The sequence below is a fragment of the Caulobacter sp. HJHS_5 genome, assembly GCF_056683955.1.
The window spans coordinates 205,619-225,888 of the sequence record NZ_JBWZNC010000005.1 but is presented as its reverse complement, the minus strand read 5'-3'; the positions used below and the strand labels follow the sequence as shown (position 1 = coordinate 225,888).

The 20,270-nt window shown below is 66.5% G+C and carries 13 protein-coding genes; 7 read left to right on the top strand and 6 right to left on the bottom strand.

Going from position 1 to position 20,270, the window contains the following annotated elements; genetic code table 11:
- Nucleotides 1-53: 53 nt before the first annotated feature.
- Nucleotides 54-563: a CinA family protein gene (locus ACFLIT_RS11555; RefSeq protein WP_479911381.1), complete on the bottom strand. Its 510-nt coding sequence runs from the start codon at nucleotides 561-563 to the stop codon at nucleotides 54-56.
- Between the two features lie 36 nt (nucleotides 564-599).
- Nucleotides 600-1,862, bottom strand: coding sequence for a multidrug effflux MFS transporter (locus ACFLIT_RS11550; protein ID WP_479911380.1), 1,263 nt, complete (start codon nucleotides 1,860-1,862; stop codon nucleotides 600-602).
- 81 nt (nucleotides 1,863-1,943) lie between these two features.
- On the opposite strand from ACFLIT_RS11550, the gene ACFLIT_RS11545 reads away from it, so the two are divergent.
- Nucleotides 1,944-2,399 (top strand): hypothetical protein, encoded by a 456-nt coding sequence (locus ACFLIT_RS11545; RefSeq protein WP_479911379.1) that lies wholly within the window; start codon nucleotides 1,944-1,946, stop codon nucleotides 2,397-2,399.
- A 12-nt stretch (nucleotides 2,400-2,411) separates the two neighbouring features.
- Here the strand turns inward: ACFLIT_RS11545 and ACFLIT_RS11540 are convergent, their stop codons facing one another.
- From ACFLIT_RS11540 to ACFLIT_RS11525, 4 genes are all read right to left on the bottom strand, one after another.
- The gene (locus ACFLIT_RS11540) at nucleotides 2,412-2,906 is read right to left on the bottom strand and encodes an OsmC family protein (RefSeq protein ID WP_479911378.1); all 495 of its coding nucleotides are present in this window, start codon (nucleotides 2,904-2,906) and stop codon (nucleotides 2,412-2,414) included.
- A 106-nt stretch (nucleotides 2,907-3,012) separates the two neighbouring features.
- On the bottom strand, nucleotides 3,013-4,590 hold the full coding sequence (locus ACFLIT_RS11535) for a DHA2 family efflux MFS transporter permease subunit (RefSeq protein ID WP_479911377.1): 1,578 nt from the start codon (nucleotides 4,588-4,590) through the stop codon (nucleotides 3,013-3,015).
- 2 nt (nucleotides 4,591-4,592) lie between these two features.
- Nucleotides 4,593-5,681, bottom strand: a complete 1,089-nt coding sequence (locus tag ACFLIT_RS11530) for an EmrA/EmrK family multidrug efflux transporter periplasmic adaptor subunit (RefSeq protein ID WP_479911376.1) — start codon at nucleotides 5,679-5,681, stop codon at nucleotides 4,593-4,595.
- 28 nt (nucleotides 5,682-5,709) lie between these two features.
- Nucleotides 5,710-7,146 (bottom strand): efflux transporter outer membrane subunit, encoded by a 1,437-nt coding sequence (locus ACFLIT_RS11525; RefSeq protein ID WP_479911375.1) that lies wholly within the window; start codon nucleotides 7,144-7,146, stop codon nucleotides 5,710-5,712.
- A gap of 99 nt (nucleotides 7,147-7,245) precedes the next feature.
- On the opposite strand from ACFLIT_RS11525, the gene ACFLIT_RS11520 reads away from it, so the two are divergent.
- The 6 genes from ACFLIT_RS11520 to ACFLIT_RS11495 all read left to right on the top strand — a co-directional run bounded on the left by ACFLIT_RS11520 (nucleotide 7,246) and on the right by ACFLIT_RS11495 (nucleotide 20,221).
- Nucleotides 7,246-7,899, top strand: coding sequence for a TetR/AcrR family transcriptional regulator (locus ACFLIT_RS11520; protein ID WP_479911374.1), 654 nt, complete (start codon nucleotides 7,246-7,248; stop codon nucleotides 7,897-7,899).
- Nucleotides 7,900-8,217: 318 nt separating this feature from the next.
- A complete protein-coding gene (locus ACFLIT_RS11515; protein WP_479911373.1) occupies nucleotides 8,218-10,920 on the top strand; it encodes a TonB-dependent receptor domain-containing protein in 2,703 nt (900 codons plus the stop codon).
- Nucleotides 10,921-11,959: 1,039 nt separating this feature from the next.
- A complete protein-coding gene (locus ACFLIT_RS11510) occupies nucleotides 11,960-14,683 on the top strand; it encodes a TonB-dependent receptor domain-containing protein (RefSeq protein ID WP_479911372.1) in 2,724 nt (907 codons plus the stop codon).
- A gap of 596 nt (nucleotides 14,684-15,279) precedes the next feature.
- The gene (locus ACFLIT_RS11505) at nucleotides 15,280-17,940 is read left to right on the top strand and encodes a TonB-dependent receptor domain-containing protein (protein WP_479911371.1); all 2,661 of its coding nucleotides are present in this window, start codon (nucleotides 15,280-15,282) and stop codon (nucleotides 17,938-17,940) included.
- 114 nt (nucleotides 17,941-18,054) lie between these two features.
- On the top strand, nucleotides 18,055-18,816 hold the full coding sequence (locus ACFLIT_RS11500) for a sulfite exporter TauE/SafE family protein (RefSeq protein WP_479911370.1): 762 nt from the start codon (nucleotides 18,055-18,057) through the stop codon (nucleotides 18,814-18,816).
- Between the two features lie 97 nt (nucleotides 18,817-18,913).
- The gene (locus ACFLIT_RS11495) at nucleotides 18,914-20,221 is read left to right on the top strand and encodes a dicarboxylate/amino acid:cation symporter (protein WP_479911522.1); all 1,308 of its coding nucleotides are present in this window, start codon (nucleotides 18,914-18,916) and stop codon (nucleotides 20,219-20,221) included.
- The last annotated feature ends 49 nt before the right edge of the window (nucleotides 20,222-20,270 follow it).

Below are 20,270 nucleotides of genomic sequence, written 5' to 3'. Positions count from 1 at the left end.
ACCCTGGCGCGCTCTAGGGACAGGCGACAGATAGGAAGACGGCGAGGCTTCGCCTACGGGCCGACGGCCTTCAACAGCAGCTCAAGGCCGACCTCCAGGCAGGCGAGGCGCACGCCGCCGCGACCGATGTCGCCGAAATGCTTTTCGACCACCTCCGTCGGGCGACCGTGGCTGGCGACGGCGAAGTAGACGAGACCCGGCTCGTCGCCCGGAGCGCCCGGTCCCGCGAAGCCGGTGACGGCCAGGGCGATATGCGCCCGCGAGGCGGCGAGGGCGCCGGTCGCCATGGCGCGGGCCGTTGGGGCCGAGACCGCGCCCGGATCGCGCAGCAGGGCGAGCGGCACGCCGAGCATCTGGTGCTTGGCCTCGTCGGTGTAGGTGACGAAGCCGCGCTCGAAAGCGTGGGCGCAGCCTTCGATATCGGTCAGCAGGCTGGCGAGCAGCCCGCCGGTGCAGCTCTCGGCGGTGGCGAGCTTAAGCTCGTGATCGCAGGCGGCCTTCGCCACGCGGTAGGCGAGGTCGTCGACCTTCGGCGGCAGGCTGGGGGAGAGCGTCTCGGCCATCGAGGTTGCAACGCCGTGCGGCCCGTCAAGCTCCGCTCAGTGGAACGAAACGACCTCGCCGCCGCCTTGGCCGGCATGATGGGCTTGGAACAGCCGTCCCCGCTCGGCGAACAGCACGGCGACCAGCGCCAGCAGGCCGCAGACCAGGTAGCCCAGGGTGACCGGCCCCACCGTGCCGTCGAACTGCTGGCCGATCACGAAGCCGATCACGGTGCCGCCCAGCATGCTGATGAAGCCCTGGGCCGAGGAGGCCGCGCCGGCCACGTGGCCGAGGTTTTCCATCGCCATGGCCGCGAAGTTGCCCGCCATCAGGCCGAAGGCGAACATCATCGCCGCCTGCAGCACGGTGAAGGTCAGCAGGGTCTCGTGGCCGCTGAAGGCCACGGCGGTGTGGATCGCCCCGATGACGATGAAGGCGATCAGGGCGCCGTGCGAGAGGGCGCGCGTGCCCAGCCGGTCGACCAGGCGGGCGTTGACCAGGGAGGCGATGGCGATGAAGCCCGCGATCAGGGCGAAGATCATCGTGAATTTGTCGGCCGCGTGCAGCGCGGTTTCGAACACCTGCTGCGAGGCGTTGATGAAGCCGAACAGCGCCCCGAAGGTCAGGGTCGAGGCCAGGGTGTAGCCTGTGCCGGTGCGGTCGCGCAGGGTCACGCCGAAGGCGTGCAGGATCGGCCCGACGCGGATCGGGATGCGGTATTCGGGATGCAGGGTCTCGGGAAGCTTCAGCGCCATCCATGCGCCGATGATCAGGGCTCCCATGGCGAAGACGCCGAACACCCAGGGCCAGGGGGCGATCGAGACGATGGCCTGGCCGATGGTCGGCGCCAGGATCGGAATGGCCATGAACACCAGGGAGGTCAGCGACATCACCCGCGCCATCGGCCGGCCTTCATAGCAGTCGCGGATGATCGAGATCGGCACCACCCTCGTCGCCGAAGCGCCGATGCCCTGGATCACCCGGAAGGTCAGCATCGCCTCGAAGCTGGGCGAGAAGGCCGCCGCGACGCTGGCCAGGGTGAAGATGGCGAGGCCCCCCAGCAGCACGGGCTTGCGGCCGTAGCGATCGGCCAGCGAACCATAGACGATCTGGGCCACGCCGAAGCCGAGCAGATAGGCGGTGACGATCCACTGCTGGCTGTTCTGACCGCCGGCGCCGAGGCTGTGGGCGATGGTCGGCAGCACCGGCAGCATGGCGTCGATGCCGAGGGCGCCGAGCGCCATCAGCATGGCCATCATGCAGACGAAGGCGGGAAAACCCATCCCGGGATGGGGGGAAGTCGCGGCGGGTTGGGACATGGTGCGGGCCTAACTAGTGATGAAACTTGACGGCGGCCACCCCGCGCCGGGCCAAAAGCGAGGCTGGTGCGTTAGGGCCACATGGCGCGGCTGAAGACTTTCGCCTGGTCGGACGGGTTGACCGAGTACGCGGTGGCGGCCACCTCGCGCCCCAAGGCCCTGGCCGCCTGGGACAGCGACATCGACCTGTTCAAGACCGGCCTGGCCCACGAGACGGACGAGGCCGCCCTAGTCGAGGCCGCGACGGCGAGCCCGGGCGAGGTGGTGACGCGACCGGTCAGCGGCGGGCCGGCCAAGGCGCTGAAGGCGGCCAAGGCGACGCCCAGGCGCAAGGCTCCGAGCGCGGCGGAAAAGAAGGTGGAGGCGGCCAGAAAGGCGCTTGCCGACCTGCAAGTCAAGCAGGAGGCGGAGGCCGCGGCCCTGGAGGACAGGCGGGCGGCGCTCGAGCGAGAGTTCGAGGCGCTCGCCGTTCGCCACGAAAAGGCGAGGGCGGCGGCGAAGGCGAAACTGGACGCCGCGCGGGCAGCTCTCGACTAACGCCGAGGAGGCCTAGTCCATGTCAGTCCCGCCGGGCCGCGTGATCTTCGGCGGATCGCTGGCGGGGAAGCTCTCTTCCAGAGCCTCATCGAGTTCGGCCTCGATATGAGCGCGACGCTCGTCGGGCGCCAGGCTGGTGGCGATCGGCACGCCGTTCTTCAGGGTTAGGGTCACCGGCGTGCGCTCGGCGATGTCGGCGAGGCGGGCGCGCTGGGCTTCATCGAGATCGCCCTCAAGGTGCAGGGTGCGCTCGATCAGCGGCCCCTCGCCGCCTTGATAGTGCAGGCTCACGCGGGCGCCGGTCAGCGGCCAGCCCTTGCGGTCGGCATACATCTTCAGGGTGATGACGGTGCAGGAGCCGAGGGCGGCCAGCAGATAGTCGTACGGCGCGGGGCCTTTGTCCTGACCGCCGAGCTTCGCGCCCTCGTCGCCGACCAGATGGTGGCGGCCGGCGGCGATGTCGACCGCATAGGTGGGGCCCGCCAGGGTGACCGTCGCTCTCGCCATCGCTCGCCTCCGTCGCTGAACGGAGGCGAGTTTAGCAGCAGTTTGTTTTGGAGCGCGACGGGCGCCTTAACCGGCATCCACTTAAGGCTGTCGCGCTCTGGGGCGATCAGTGTCCTCCGCCGCCGCCGCCGCGGCGTTGCGGCTTGGGCGCCAGCCAGATGCCGGCCGCCGAGACGGCCATGCAGATGGCGATGATGAAGAAGATGTGGTTCGTCGCCACCATCACCGCCTGGCTCTCCACCAGCCTGTCGAGCATCGGTGTGAGGATGTTGGGCGGGATGCCGGAGCCGGAAAGCGCCTCGGGGTGCAGATCGCCGACCAGATTGGACCGGGCGCTGATCGCCGAGTCGCTCCAGGTGGTGGTCATCAGCGAGGCGGCCACGGCGCCGGCGACTGTCCGAACGAAGGTGATCATCGCCGCGCCGTTGGCGATGTCCTTCATCGGAATGGTGCCCAGCGCCACGGTCATCAGCGGCAGGAAGAACAGCGGCATGAACAGGCCCTGCACCAGCTGCGGCAGGCTGACCTGCCAGAAGGTCATGTCCTGGGTGAAGGTCGTTCGCCACAGCATGATCACCGTCAGGCCGGTCAGGCCGAAGCAGACCAGGGCCCGGGCGTCGAACTTGCCCACCAGCCGCCCGACGATGGGGGCCATGATCACCGCCAGCACGCCGTTGAAGGCGGTGGCGTAGCCCGCCCAGGTGGCGGTGTAGGCGAGGTTGGTCTGCAGCCACAGCGGGATGATCACCGCCGAGCCGAAATAGACCCCGAACACCAGCGCCATGGTCACCGTCGAGACCGACAGCGAGATGTTCTTGAACACCCGGATGTCGACGATCGGGTGCTCTTCGGTCCACTCCCAGATGCAGAAGGCGAAGAAGCCGACGATGGCGGCCACCAGCAGGGCGCAGACCTTCCACGAGCCGAACCAGTCCTCGGTCTTGCCGATGTCCAGCATGGTCTGCAGGGCGCCGACCCAGAAAACCAGCAGCAGCAGGCCGACGACGTCGACCTTTCGGGGGCCGGAGGGCGTCTCGTGCGGGGCCAGCAGGCGCCAGCCGAAGAATACCGACGCGATGGCGACCGGCACGTTGATGTAGAACACCCAAGGCCAGCCGTGGTTGTCCGAAATCCAGCCGCCCAGCAGGGGGCCGACGATCGGCGCGACGATGACGGTCATGGCCCACAGGGCGGTGGCCATGGCGTGCTGGGCCGGGGGCACGATGCGCAGCAGCAGGGCCTGCGACAGCGGCATCATCGGTCCCGCCGAGAGACCCTGCAGGATGCGGAAGAAGATCAGGGCGTTCAGCGAGGGCGCCAGGCCGCAGAGGGCCGAGCTGACACCGAACAGGGCCATGGAGACAAAGAACACCTTCACCGATCCGAACCGCGCGGCGAGCCAGCCGGTCAGCGGAATGGTGATCGCCTCGGCCACCGCGAAGAAGGTGATGACCGAGGTGCCTTCGTTGGGCGAGGCGGCGAGGGCGCCGGCGATGTGGGGCAGGGCGACGTTGGCGATGGCGGTGTCGAGCACCGCCATGAAGTTCGCCATCGCCAGGATGAACCCGGCGAGGATCAGCATCCCGCCCTTCAACTGGGGTGCGGTGTCGATCCCCGCATGGGTTCCGGCCTTGGCCGCGGTTTCCAGCGGGTCAGGCTCAGCGGTGACAGCTGCGCCAGCCATGGTCAGCCGACCTTGATCTTGGCCGACATCGACAGGCCGACGCGCAGCGGGTGCTCCGCCAGCTCCTTCGGGTCGATGGCGATCCGCACGGGGACGCGCTGCACCACCTTGATCCAGTTGCCGGTGGCGTTCTGGGCCGGAATGGCGGCGAAGGCCGCGCCGGTGCCGCCGCCGATGCCGATGACGGTGCCGTGGTACTCGACGTCCTTGCCGTAGAGGTCGGCCTCGAGCGTCGCCTGCTGGCCGACGCGCACCTTGCGCAGCTGGCCTTCCTTGAAGTTGGCGTCGACGTAGGCTTCCTGAATCGGAGCGACCGTCATCATGATCGTGCCGGCCTGCACGCGCTGGCCGACCTGCGCGTGGTTGTTGGCGATCACGCCGTTGATCGGGGCGCGGATGACGGTGCGCTCGAGGTTCACCTTGGCGATGTCGTAAGCGGCCTTGGCGGCGGCCACTTCCGGGTTGGCGTCGACCGTGCCGCCGCCGCTGAGCGTCTGCTGCTGTTCGAAGCCGGCCTGGGCCGCCTTGCGGTTGGCTTCGGCCTGGGCGAGCGCCGCCTGCTTGGTGCGCACGGCGTTCTGGGCGTCGGCGAGTTCCTGGCCGGAGACGGCGCCGGAGGCCACGAGGCCCTGGCGACGCGACAGGTCCGAGCGGGCCTGCTCCAGTTCGGCCTGGGCGCGGGCCACGTCGGCCGCGCGGGCGTCGATCTGGGCGGCGGCCGAGGTGTCGCCGGCGAAATAGCCGCGCACGCGGCTCTGGGCGCGCCGGTATTCGGCGGTCGCCTGGGCCAGGGCGAGACGGGCGTCCTCGGGATCGATGGTCATCAGTACGTCGCCGGCCTTGATGATCTGGGTCTCGTGGATCGGCACGGTCAGGATCGAGCCGCTGACCTGCGGCGTGATCTGGGCCACCGAAGCGCCGGCGTAGGCGTTATCGGTCGCGACATAGTGCGAGCCCACGAACACCTGGTAGCCGCCGTAGCCGACGGCGGCGACGGCGACGACGCCGCCGAGGATGGCGAACATGCGACCGCGCTGACGCTTACGGGCGGCGGCCTGCGGATCGGTCTTGGGAGCGGGTGTATCGGTCATCGGTCGGTCTCTGCGGACGGAATTGGGATCAGGCGGCGGCGCGATATCCGCCGCCGAGGGCGCGGATGAGGGCGACGTCGAGGTTGAAGGCGGCGGCTTCCAGATCGGCCACGCGGCGCCGGGCGCTCAGCACCTGGCCTTCGGCGGTCAGCACGTCGAGGTTGCGCACCAGACCGGCGCCGTAGCGTTGCTGGGCGACGCCGTAGGCGTCCTCGCTGGCGCGAAGCGCCTCGCGGGCCTCCCTCAATTGGGCGGCGGAAGCCTTTTGGTTCGAAACCGCGTCGGCCACTTCCTTGAAGGCGTTGAGCACGGTGCGGTCGTACGAGGCGGCCGCTTCGGCGTAGGCGCCGCGCGAGCCGCGGTAGGCGGCCTTAAGCGCCCCGGCGTCGAACAGGGGCAGGGTCAGCGCCGGGCCATAGTTTCCATTCTGGGAGTCCATGGTGAACAGCTGATCGATGGGGAGCGATCGGAAGCCGACCGCGGCCACCAGATCGATGTTCGGGTAGAAGTTGGCCTTGGCCACCTTCTCGCGCTGCGCGGCGGCTTCGACGCGGGCGCGGGCCGCCGTGACGTCCGGGCGGCGACCGACGAGGTCGGCCGCCAGATTGGCGGGGAGGCCCGAAGCGTGCAGGGTTTCGGCCGGCGGCGGCGTCAGGTCGAGACCCCGGTCCGGCCCCTTGCCGATCATGGCGGCCAGTTGGTGGCGCACGACCAGGATCTGGCCGTCGATGCCGGCGATGTCGGCGCGGGCGCTGGCGGCGTCCGACGCCGCTTGGCTGGCGGGGCCTCGGGTCTCGAGACCCGCTTGCTGGCGGTCGGAGAAGAATTTGGCGGTCTGCTCGCGCACCCGCACCGCGTCCTCGGCGGCGGCGCGCGAGGCGTAGAGCCGCTTCAGCTCGGCGTATGCGCCGGCCACCCCGGTGGAGATGGCCAGGCGGGCGGCGGCCTGATCTGCGCGGGCCGCTTCGGCGCTGGAGGTGGCCGCGGCTATGGCGGCGCGGTTCTTGCCGAAGAAGTCCAGCTGGTAGCGGAGCGACGCCGAAAGGTTGGCCTCGTCGTTCCAGCCGTGCAGCAGCAGCGGCTTGAACTCGGGCGGGAAGCCGCCGTTCAGGCCGGTGCGGACTTGCTGGATGCCGGCGCTGCCGTCGATGGAGGGCAGGCGAACGGCGCCGGCTTGATCGGCGGCGGCTTCCGCCTGGGCGACGCGGGCGGCGGCGGCGGCGAGGTCTGGCGAGCCGGCCAGGGCCTCATCGACCAGACCGTTCAGTTGCGGATCGCCATAGCTCTCCCACCAACGGTCGGTCAGGTCGGGGGCGGTGGGCCCGGCGAAAGCCTTGGTCGCCGCCAGGTCGCCGGCGGTCAGCAGGCTCGGCTTGGGACCCAGGTCCGGGGCGCAGGCGGTCAGGGCGGCCAAGCCGGCCGTCATCAATAAGGTGCGAAATAGGATTTTGTTCTGCGACGCCATGATGGTTCGCGGGCCTCGACAACGGGGGTTGAAAACCGTACGGTACGGTCAAATATTACGCTGTATGTCGCAGTGCAATATCCACGAGACGATTTTTTCATGAGCCCGCCCGCCGCACCGGCCAGCCGCCCAACCGACACGCAGACAGATACGCCCCGCCAGGCGGAGCGACGCGCGAACATACTGCAGATTGCTCGTAAAAGCTTTCTTGAGGATGGCTACGCCGCCACCTCGATGTCGTCGATCGCGGCGAAGCTCGGCGGCTCGAAGGGCACGCTCTATAACTACTACGCCTCCAAGGAGGAGCTGTTCGCCGCGGTGATGACGGCTCACTGCGCGGTGGCGCGGGAGCGTTTCGAGTCGCTGGACGTGAAGAGCGGCCCGCTCGGGGAGCGCCTGCGCCGGTTCGGCGAGGCCTATCTCGACGTGGTGCTGGACGAGGAATTCCTCGCGGTCCATCGCCTGGTCACCGGCGAGTCGGGGCGTTTCCCCGAGATCGGCGCCACCTTCTACGAGGCGGCCGGAAAACGCGGCAAGAGTTGGCTGGCCGTGGTGTTCGCCGCGGAGATGGAGAAGGGCAGCATCCGCGCCGACGATCCTGACAAGGCCGCGCGGCTGTTCCTCGGTCTTTGCCGCTCGGATGTGCATACCCGCCGCGCCTGGAACGTTATTCCCAAGCCTTCGAAGGAAGAGATTGCGGTGCTCGCCCACGAGGCGGCCGAGGTCTTCATGGCGGCCTACCGAGCCGCCTAAAAGCCAAGCTTGTTATTGATTTATAAAGTAAATCCGGAATCGCCCCTTCGCGCCGGAAATGCGGAGTTGCGCTCCGAAATATCAGTGTTCGCTTGACTTTCTGAATACTGTCTATTGTATACCGACTCATCGGCGGCAGAGATCGTCGAGGGAGTTGAGACGCGTAAAACCACCTAACAGTCGGCGGCGATGGCCGCCCGCGACCCCGGCCCATCCTCTCACGAGGGGCTGGGCGGTCGTGATCGCATGCCTGCCGGCTCGTCAGCGGTTCCACGCGGCGGCGCTAGGCGAAGGGGAGAAGAAACGATGTCTATTCGAATGCTGCGACCCGCCTCCAAGGCGATGCTGGCCTCTGGAGTCGCCTTCGCGGTCCTCGCCGCCTCCGGGCAGGCGCTGGCCCAAACGGCCCCCGCGGGCGAGTCTCAGGCGGTCGAGGAAGTGGTCGTGACCGGCTCGTCCATCCGCGGCGTGGCGCCGGTCGGTTCGGCCCTGATCGGGGTGAGCCGCGACACCATCCAGGCGACGGCGCCGGCCAATACCAAGGATCTGATGGCCACCGTGCCCCAGCTCGGTAACTTCGGGGCCAACGCCGAACAGTCGACCTCGAACCGGTTCCGCACCGCCGGCTTTCAGCCGAACATCCACAACCTCGGCATCTACGCCACCCTGACCCTGGTCAACGGCCACCGGATCGCCCCGACGGGCGGCGAGGCGGTGTTTCCCGATCCCTCGATGATCCCGACGATCGCCGTCCAGCGCGTCGAACTGATCGCCGACGGCGCCTCCGCCATCTACGGCTCCGACGCCGTGGCCGGCGTGGTCAACTTCATCTACCGCAAGCCGATCGACACCCTGGAGATGCAGGCGACCTACGGTTTCAACGACACGCGCTATCAGAAGCGCAACGCGGCCGTGCTCTATGGCAAGACCTGGGACGGCGGCGGCCTGCTGGCCGCCTACGAGTACTCGGACAACAAGTCGCCATGGAACACCGAGATTCCGTTCCTGGCCCTCGGCGGGGACCAGACCTCGCGCGGCGGGCGCGACCTGCGGGGCAACAACTGCCTGACCCCGCGCTATCAAGCCGTGACCTTCACGCCCTCCGGCCAGCCGCGCGGCACGGGCCCCAACTACGGCGCCGGTCCGAACTACTCGACCGCGGCGGTCGACCAGCGCTGCGGCGTGCTGAACCAGACCAACGTCATTCCGGACGGCACGCGCAACGCCTTCCTGCTGACGGCCGAACACCAACTGACCGACAGCCTCAAGGTCTCAGCCGAGCTGAACCATTCCTACTACGAGACCACCTCGATCGGCGGACGCCAGACGCTCAACATCGTGGTGCCGCGCACGAACCCCTACTTCGCGGGCAACGTCCCGCCTGCGCTCGCCAACGCCGACCAGGTTCTGGTGGTGCGCAGCGGCCTCGGCCTGTTCCCCGCCGGCGTCAACGAGCAGTACGCCGAATTCACCGGCCTGACGCTGAACGGCGAATTGGACCTGGGACGCGACTGGAAGGCCAACGCCATGCTCCACGTTTCGCGCACGCGGGACTACAACGAGAGCCCCGAACTGGACCTCCTGAATTTGCAGGCCGCGGCGAACGGCGCGACCACGGCCACGGCGTTGAATCCGTTCACGCCGGCGGGGACTGGCACTCCGGCCTCCGTGCTGGCGTCGGTGAACAACGGCTTCGCGCAGATCAACAAGTCCAGCCAGCGTCTGCGGGAGGTGCAGATCAAGGCCGACGGTCCGGTCGTCGCTATTCCCGGCGGCGAGATCCGCGCGGCCGTCGGCATCGACTTCCGCAACGACCAGTCGATCCAGCACCAGACGGCCGGTTCGGAAGCCTCCGGGTCGAGCTATTTCCGCCGGGTCCGCGACGACAACATCCGCCGTTCGATCTTCGCCACCTTCGCCGAGTTCAACGTTCCGGTGGTCAGCGACCTCAACGCCAAGCCGGGCATCAACGCCCTGACGCTGTCGATCTCCGGCCGCTACGACTACTACGAAGCCTACGGCGGCAAGCTGAACCCGAAGTACGGCGTGGTCTATTCGCCGGTGGAAGGCATCAATTTCCACGCCAGTTACGGCACCAACTTCGCCGCGCCAAACGCCGGCCTGCTGGGTTCGATCTTCGGCGTGCCGCAGACCAATTCGAACTACGCCGGCTTCGGCCCGATCGCCGTCGGTCCGCTGAAGGGCACAACCCTCGGCGTGGTCAATGTCTACAACATCGGCGGCGGTAATCCGGATCTCGAGCCGGAGGAGGCGACGACCTATTCCTACGGTGTCGACTGGACCCCGACGGGCGTTCTTGAAGGCCTTCGCCTCGGCGCGACCTACTACTACGTCGACTATACGAACCTGATCTACAAGGCGACGCAGACCGACGTCATCGGCAACCCGGCGTTCGAACAGTATCGGGTCATCAACCCGACCGAGGCGCAGATTCAGGAGGCCATCCGCCTCTATCCGTCGCAGCAGCCGATCACCACGACCTACGACGTGCTGTTCAACAGCAACGCCATCAACATCGGGTCGCGCCACATCGGCGGCATCGACCTCGACGCCTCCTACCGGTTGATGACCGACAACTTCGGCACGTTCAACTTCGCCATCAACGCCAACCACCAGACGACTTGGGAGCAGCAGGTCTCGGCCGGCCAGCCGTTCGTCTCGAATCTTGGGACCGAGCAGGCGCCGGACTGGAAGACCCGCTACTCGCTGCTCTGGAACCGCGATGCGATCAGCGCCGCCGTGTTCGTCAACTACGTCAGCGACTTCCGGAATCTGAACTCGGTCGGCGGCGTCTTCCAGCAGGTCGACTCCTACACGACGGTCGACCTGACCGGCGCATATGAGTTCAAGAACCTTTTCAAGGGAGTCACTCTGCAGGCCCGCGCGAGTAACCTGTTCGACAAGGACCCGCCGTTCTACAACGCGGCCAACGGCTACTTCGCCGCCTTGGCGTCGCCTTTCGGGCGGACCATCGATCTGACCCTGCGCGCCAAGTTCTAGCGCATCGGGTTTCGTGTTGAACGCGGAAGGCCGCGGCGAAAGCCGCAGCCTTTTCACTAGGGCGACGCTCCGCCGATTCTCGCGATCTCCTCCCTGGAGCCGCCTACCTGTGTGATTTTTGCCGCGTTTGGCCGCGAACCGCTTGAATGAGCGCCGCGTCGGTGAATGGGTTTGCCTAGCCCTCGGGTGAGGGCGTCCTCGGGGGGCTCCGATCGGCGGACCGGGCCCGCCGGCGGGTTTTTGGCGAAACGACGTTTTCCTTGTGGGGTAAGGGATTGCGACGCTCCAAGTCCCTTCTGAGGCGATCAACCTTTGCCTTAGGCCCAGCAGTGACTCCCTTCAGGATGGCCCCTCACGACCCCGCGAACGCACCGCCCAGCGATGCAAAATTGCCATAACGAGGATATAAACGGTCGCTTTCGAGACACATTGGCGAGCGTCCGTCCGCGTCGGCGAACACTCTTCGGACCATGATCTCGGCGCCCTGCGGAATGGCGCCTGTCAGGGGTGATCCGGCAATCTTTTGTCACTCGAAAATCCATGTTCAGTCAGGGGTGAGCCGGCTCGGCGGCGGCAATCTGTCGCGCCCGTAATTGACTGATTTCACGTGGAAACAAACGTCGCGAGAGCGGTGAAGCAAGAGCGGATCGCGGCTGGCCCACGCGCCCGTCCAGGGGGTGTCGCGGAACCATCGTGAAACGTTATAAAATTCTTCGAAACCTCCAAAAGGATCGCCGGTCTGCGAACTTCGAGGGCTGGTGAGCTGGCTGCTCAGTTGGGATTGCGCCGGTTTGTAACCCGCTTGACACGTTGAGCGACCTCGATGTGTATACGGCCCGAAGCGGTGGGCACACGCCGCTGGGAGTTGAGACCCAAAGCCGACTACGAACGTAAGAAAATTAACCTCGGCGACAAAACGCCGAGAAACTCAACCGTGCGGTGTTTCGTGCGGGCGAAAAACGCGTGGGATCCACCTGCGCTCAATCAGGACGCGCCGCCGATGTTTGGCGGCGGGAAAAAGGGGAGTGACTTCAGAGTCATGTCTTATTCACAGAAGAAGTGCGCCTCGCTGAAGGCGTGGATGGCCTCCGGCGTCGCCATCGCGGCCCTCGCGGCCGGCAGCCAGGCCTTCGCTCAGGACGCCGCCGGCGCCCAGGTCGAAGAAGTGGTGGTCACCGGTACGTCGATCCGCGGCGTGGCTCCGGTGGGTTCGTCCCTGATCGGCGTGACCCGCGACCAGATCCAGGCGGTCGCTCCGACCAACACCAAGGATCTGCTGGCCACGGTGCCGGCGCTCGGCAACTTCGGCACCAACGCCGAGCAGTCGACCCCGAACCGCTTCCGCACCCAGGGCTACCTGGCCAACATCCACAACCTCGGCATCTACGCCACCCTGACCCTGATCAACGGTCACCGCGTGGCCGCCACGGGCACGGAAGGCTCCTATCCCGACCCGTCGTCGGTTCCGCCGATCGCCATCCAGCGCACGGAAATCATCGCCGACGGCGCCTCGGCCATCTACGGCTCGGACGCCACCGCCGGTGTGGTCAACTTCGTCTACCGCAAGCCGTTCGACGGCATCGAGACGCAAGCCACCTACAGCTTCGACGGCGAGACCCGCTACGAAAAGCGTGATTTCGGCATCATCGGCGGCAAGACCTGGGACGGCGGCGGCGTCATGCTCGCCTACGAATATTCGTCCAACAAGTCGCCGCTGAACACCGAGATCCCGTTCCTGGCCCTCGGCGGCGACCAGCGCTCGCGCGGCGGCCGCGATCTGCGCGCCAGCAACTGCCTGACCCCGTCCGTTCGCGCGGTTCAGGCCAACGGTGTGGCCATCGGCCCGTCCTATGGCGTCGGCCCGGGCTTCAGCACCGACCCGGCCTCTCAGCGCTGCGGCATCCTCACGCCCGGCACCATCATCAACGACGGTGAGCGCAACGCCTTCCTGGCGACGGCCGAGCATCAGCTGACCGACAACGTGAAGGTCTGGGGCGAACTGAACTACAGCCACTTCGTCGGCAGCTCGTTCGGCGCCCGCACCTCCTTCAGCGTTCTGGTGCCGAACACGAGCCCGTTCTTCAACGCCACGAACATCCCGGCGGCGCTGCTCGGCGAGAAGCAGGTCGCGGTGTCCCGCAGCGCCAACGGCCTGTTCGGCGACACCTTCCGGGGCGGCGGTTCGGCGACGGTGACCACCTTCGTCTCCGGCCTCGATATCGACATGGGCGCGGACTGGAAGGGCACCGCCTCGCTGGTCCTGTCCCGCACTCGCGACGTCGACGGTCGTCCGGGCGGTGAGCTCGATCTGCTCAACATGAAGGCCGCGGTGGCCGATCCCAACGCCGCGACCGCCTTCAACCCCTTCGGCCAGGCCGCGGACAACAACCCGGCCACCCTGGCGTTGATCGACAACGGCTCGTCGCAGCGCAACTGGGGCCAGCAAGGTCTGCAGGAACTGCAGTTCAAGGCCGACGGCCCGCTGATGGAACTGCCGGGCGGCACCCTGCGCGCCGCCGTGGGCACCTCGTTCCGGGCCACCCAGGCCAACGCCTTGCAACTCGGCGGTTCGCGCAACCCCAACGCCGGCTACGACGCCGTCGTGCGCGACGACCACCCGCGTCAGCAGGTGTCGGCCGCCTTCTTCGAGCTGAACGCGCCGCTGATCAGCGATCAGAACGAACTGCCGCTGGTCAAGGAACTGACGCTGTCGGTTTCGGGCCGCTACGACTACTACGACAAGTACGAGGGGACGTTTAACCCAAAGTACGGCATCGTGTACTCGCCCGGCTTCGACCTGCGGTTCCATGCCTCCTATGGCACCAACTTCAACGCTCCGAACGTCGGCCTGCTGACCGGCCTGTTCGGTCAGCCCCAATACAACCAGAGCCCGAACCAGGTGATCGGCTATGGCCAGTACAAGGGCACGACGCTGGTCAACATCAACCAGTACGTCCTCTCGGGCCAAGGCGGCGGCAACCTGACGCCGGAAGAAGCCAAGACCAAGTCGTTCGGCTTTGACTGGACGCCGAGCTACAGCTTCCTCGACGGTCTGCGCGTCGGCGTGAACTGGTACCACGTCGACTACTCGAACCTGTTCTTCAAGGTCACGGGCAGCGACCTGATCACCAACGAGACCTTCTCGGCCCTGGCGGAGTTCTACCCGACGCCGGAACGCATGGCGGAGATCATCAAGCAATATCCGGCGTCGAGCCCGATCACGGTCGGCAACTTCGAGTATGTGCCGCACACCGAGGCCGTGAACCTCGGCACGCGGGTCTACGAAGGTCTCGACTACGACATCAGCTACCGTCTCAACACGGACTCGATGGGCCTCTTCATGGCCGGTTTCAGCGCCAACCAGCAGCTGAAGTTCGACCAGCAGGTGTTCCCGGGTCAGCCCTTCCAGCCGCGTATCGACACTCAGGATGCGCCGCGTTGGAAGAGCCGCGTCAACTTCGGTTGGAACTACAACAACCTGACCATCAGCGCCTTCTACAACTACACCGGCTCCTATCGGAACACCGGTTCGGTGGTTGTGAAGAACCAACGCGTGGATGCGTTCAAGACCGTGGACCTGACGGCCGCTTACGAATTCTCGGACGTCGGTCTGGGCTTCGTGAAGGGCGTGACCCTGCAGGGACGTGTGGCCAACCTGTTCGACAAGGACCCGCCGTTCTTCGACAACAACAACGGCTACAACGGCGGTCTCGCCTCGCCCTTCCCGCGCAGCTACGACCTGACGCTCCGCGCGAAGTTCTAAGACTCGAAACCAGGGGCGGGCGCTTCACCGAAGCGCCCGCTTTTGGAAGGGCCGCCGTGGCGACACGGCGGCCTTTTTCGTGTCCGACCCTACTTTTTTCCCCGGCCAACGACGAAAAGTTTTCGACAGGCTGTCAATAAAGTGTCGTCTGACGCGCCCTCTAACCTTTGTTCGGCGAACTGCAATTACTTGCGGGTTTTCCGGCTTCTAAGCTCGTTTTTGACACCCTTGCATCCCTGCTCCGCGGCGGCCTTCCGCGAGTGTGTCTGAAAAGTCGCTGTCTCGTCAGGGTCTTGTTGCCCGCTTGACACGCTCTTGGGTCGTCAATCTATATCGCGCCCCAACGACGGGATGACACCGTCGAGAGGAACAAAGGGTTTCCAACTTTAATCTGAGCGAGCGCTCATCCGGCCCCCTCCCATTGGGGTCTGAGGCGGCGAACTCCTTGCTCCACAACGGATTCCATGGTCGCGGGCGCGTGTCCGCGGGCAAGCGGCGGAGTCGTCTCTATCAGCGACCCGAAAACAAAATTACGAGGGGATACAGTAATTCCTATGTCGAATACTTATCGGAAAAACGCGTCTCTGAAGGCGCTCATGGCCTCGGGCGTCGCGCTCGCCGCCGTGGCGGCCGCCGGCCAAGCCTTCGCGCAGGACGCCGCGCCGGCGGCCGAAGCGCCCCAGGCCGTCGTCGACGAAGTGGTCGTCACCGGCTCGTCGATCCGTGGCGTCGCCCCGGTCGGCTCGGCCCTGATCGGCGTGTCGCGCGAGCAGGTCAACGCCGTCGCCCCGACCAACGTCAAGGACATGCTGGCCACCGTGCCGGCGTTGGGCAACTTCGGCGCCAACGCCGAGCAATCGACGCCGAACCGTTTCCGGACGGCCGGCTTCATCCCGAACATCCACAACCTGGGCGTCTACGCGACCCTGACCCTGATGAACGGTCACCGCGTCGCCGCGACCGGCACCGAAGGCACCTTCCCGGACCCCTCGGCGGTTCCGACCATCGCGATCCAGCGCACCGAAATCATCGCCGACGGCGCCTCGGCCATCTACGGCGCCGACGCCGTGGCCGGCGTGGTCAACTTCATCTACCGCAAGCCGTTCGACGGCATCGAAACCAGCACCACCTACAGCTGGGACGGCGAGACCCGCTACGAGCGTAAGAACTTCGGCATCATCGGCGGCAAGACCTGGGACGGCGGCGGCGTGATGCTCGCCTACGAATACTCGGGCAGCAAGTCGCCCCTGCAGACCGACATCCCGTACCTCGCGCTCGGCGGCGACCAATCCTCGCGTGGCGGCCGCGATCTGCGCGGCACGACCTGCCTGAACCCGACGCTGCGCGGCATCAACACCAACGGCGTGCCGGTCGGCACCACCTACGCCTATCCGAACTTCTCGACGGCCCTCGCGGACCGTCAGTGCGGCGTGCTCTCGCCGACGACGCTCATCCCCGACCTTGAGCGCAACAGCTTCCTGCTGACCGCCGACCATCAGCTCACCGACAACGTCAAGGTGTGGGGCGAACTGAACTACGGCCACCAGGAAACGGAATCGCTCGGCGGCCGTCCGGCGCTCAGCGTCAACATGAAGCCGGGTGCGGCCTTCTACAACGACAGCACCGTTCCGGCGGAACTGCGTGGCCAGGACGTCTCCGTGATCCGCAGCGGCGTCGGCCTGTTCTCGACCCCGGTCACCAACGTCGCCAGCGGCACCGTGGCGACCGCCTCCTTCGGCCTGGACATCGATCTGGGCGCCGACTGGAAGGGCACGGCCTCGCTCGTCAGCTCCGCGACCCGCGACTACTGGGAATCCCGCGAGCTCGACTACGTGAACCTGATCGCGGCGGTGAACGATCCCAACCCCGCCACGGCCCTGAACCTGTTCACCAACGCCGCCGGCAACAACGCCGCGACGCTGGCCTCGATCGACAACGGCGCCAAGCAGCGCAACTGGGGCGCCCAGCGCCTGCAGGAGCTGCAGTTCAAGGCCGACGGCCCGCTGTTCGCCATTCCGGGCGGTGATGTCCGCGCCGCTGTCGGCGCCTCGTTCCGCACGGAGCAGATGAACCAGCTGCAGACCGGCGGCGTGAATGCTCCGGGCTCGGGCTTCTACCAGATCGTCCGTGACGACCATCTGGACCGCAGCGTCCAGGCGCTGTTCACGGAAGTGAACGTGCCGCTGATCAGCGACCTCAACGAGAAGCCCTGGGCCAAGGCCCTGACCCTCTCGATCTCGGGCCGCTACGATCACTTCGACAGCTACGGCGGCCAGTTCAACCCGAAGTACGGCATCGTCTATAAGCCGATCGAAGACCTGAGCTTCCACGCCAGCTACGGCACCAACTTCTCGGCGCCGAGCCTGGGGATCATGGGCTCGCTGTTCGGCCAGCCGCAGTACAACACCAACCCGAACGTCGCGATCGGCTATGGTCAGTACAAAGGCACCGTGCTGTCCAACATCAACCAGTACACGGTTTCGGGCGGCAACCCCGACCTGCAGCCGGAAGAGGCCACGACCAAGTCGTTCGGCTTCACCTACACGCCGAGCTTCCTCGAAGGTCTGCGCGTCGGCATCAACTGGTACCAGGTCGACTACACGAACCTGATCTTCAAGATCACCGGTTCGGACCTGATTCAGAACGAAGCCTTCTCGAAGTACGCCGAGTTCTTCCCGAACAAGGAGCGTATGGCCGAGATCATCGCCCAGATCGCGCCGTCCAGCCCGATCACGGTGGAGACGTTCCAGTACGTGCCGTACACGCAGGCCGTGAACCTCGGCACGCGGAACTTCGAAGGTCTCGACTACGACATCAGCTACCGGCTCAACACCGACTCGTTCGGCACCTTCAACTTCGGCATCAGCGCCAACCAGCAGCTGCGCCTCGACCAGCAGGTCTTGCCTGGCCAGCCGTCGCAGGATCGCCTCGACACGGTTGACGCCGTGAAGTGGAAGACCCGCTACAGCGTGGGTTGGAACCTGGATCCGGTCACCGTCAACATGTTCGTGAACTACACCAGCGGGTACAAGAACATCACGGTCACGCCGTTCCAGGACGTGGACTCCTACACCACCGTCGACCTGACGGCGGCCTACGAGTTCAAGAACCTGGCGAAGGGCGTGGTGCTGCAAGGCCGCGTGGCGAACCTGTTCGACAAGGATCCGCCGTTCTACGACTCGGCCAACGGTTACTACCCGAACCTGGCCTCGCCGTTCCCGCGCAGCTTCGACGTCACCGTGCGCGCGAAGTTCTAATCTTCCAAGCCGTTCGAGGCCTTCCTTCCAGGGCCCCGATCAAGACTGGGCCGCCGTGGCGACACGGCGGCCTTTTTCTTTGCGCATGGCGCAACGGAGCCTTAGAGCGCGGTCATGATCACCGACCTCTACTTCTATCTGGCGGCTGTGCCGGCGGTGATCATCGTGGGCCTGTCCAAGGGCGGCTTCGCGGGGCTGGGCGTGCTCGGCGTCCCGATCCTTGCCCTTGTCGTCTCCCCGGTGCAGGCCGCCTCGATCCTGATGCCCATTCTCCTGGTGCAGGATGCGGTCAGCGTCTGGAACTTCCGGCGGGCCCTGGATGTCGGCACTCTGAAGCTGATGCTGCCCGGCGCGGTCCTCGGCATCGCCGCCGGCTACTTCCTCGCCGCGCACGTCAGAATCGCCGCGGTCGAACTGGCGATCGGGATCGTGTCGCTCGTCTTCGGAGCCCAGCGGCTGTGGGCGGCGCGCGCCATCACCCTGGCGGTGAAGGAGGGGCCCCACCCCTGGTTCGGCTTCGTCTGCGCGGTGGTTTCGGGGTTCACCAGTCAGATCGCTCACGCCGGCGGCCCGCCGTTTCAGGTCTACGCCCTGTCGAAGCGATTCCCGCGCGATGTGTTCATCGGCACCAGCGTGCTGTTCTTCGCGGCGGTCAACTGGTTGAAAGTCCCGGCCTATTTCGCGCTCGGGCAGTTTTCCCGCCAGAACCTTCTGACGTCCCTGGCGCTCGTCCCCGTGGCGGTCGCGGCCACCCTGTTCGGGACCTGGGTGGTGCGCCGGGTGTCGACCGACCGGTTCTTCACCGTTGTCTACATCCTGCTCCTGCTGCTCGGCGGCAAGTTGGCCTGGGACGGGATGCACGGCCTGATGGCGTGAACCGCGCCGGGCGTTTGCGCCGCCGCGCCCCTGCTGTCAGTGTCGGCCCAATGCGCCGGAATCGCGCGCCTTTTCGGGGGAATGCATGCTGCGCCGGCTGAAGAGCCTCTATGTTCAGGTTCTGATCGGGGTGGCGCTGGGCGTTCTCGTCGGCGCCCTGTGGCCGGCGTTCGGGGCGTCGCTTAAGCCGCTGGGCGACGCCTTCATCAAGCTGGTGAAGCTGGTCATCGCGCCGGTGATCTTCTGCACCGTCGCCGGCGGCATCGCCCACATGAGCGACATCAAGACCTTCGGCCGGGTCGGCGGCAAGGCGCTGATTTATTTCGAAGTGGTCTCGACCCTGGCCCTCGCTCTCGGCCTGCTGGTCGGCCGCACCGTCCAGCCCGGTCGCGGCTTCAACATCGATCCGGCCACCCTCGATCCCTCCATCGCCGCCGGCTACGCCGAGAAGGCCAAGCACGGAGAGGGGATCGTCGCGTATCTGCTGCACCTGATCCCCGACACCTTCTTCGGCGCCTTCGCCGAGGGCGACCTGCTGCAGGTGCTGGTGGTGGCGATGCTGGTCGGCTTCGCCTGCACGCGGCTGGGCGAATTCGGCCAGAAGACGGCCGGCGTGCTCGACCAGATCGCCAAGGTCTTCTTCGGCGTGATCCACGTGGTGGTCCGCCTGGCGCCCCTGGGCGCCTTCGGGGCCATGGGCTTCACCATCGGCAAATATGGCGTCGACAGCCTGATCCAGCTCGGCGCCCTGGTCGCCACCTTCTACCTGACCGCCGTCCTCTTCGTGCTGGTGGTGCTGGGCGCCATCGCCGCCTGGGCCGGTTTCTCGATCCTCAAGTTCCTGGCCTATATCCGCGAGGAACTGCTGATCGTGCTCGGCACCTCATCTTCCGAGTCGGTCCTGCCGCAGATGATGGAGAAGCTCGTCCGCCTCGGCGCCAGCAAGCCGGTGACCGGCCTGGTGATCCCGACCGGCTACAGCTTCAACCTCGACGGCACCAACATCTACATGACCTTGGCGACCCTGTTCCTCGCCCAGGCCACCAACACCGAGCTCAGCCTGACGCAGGAGCTGAGCCTGCTCGGCGTCGCCATGCTGACCTCCAAGGGCGCCAGCGGCGTCACCGGCGCCGGCTTCATCACCCTGGCCGCCACCCTGGCGGTGGCGCCGCAGGTGCCCATCGCGGCCTTGGCGGTGCTGATCGGAGTCGACCGCTTCATGAGCGAATGCCGCGCCCTGACCAACCTCGTGGGCAACGGCGTCGCGACCCTGGTGGTGGCGCGCTGGGAGAACCAACTCGACCGTGAGAAGCTGCGCCTCGAACTCGACCGGGGGCCGCATTATGTCGAGACCGCGCGCGAGAACGAAAGCGTGCTCGGCCCCATGGACGCCGACGGTCAATAATTTACGCCGCGGTTACGCCCCAGCGACGGGTCGGCCATCGAATGGCCAA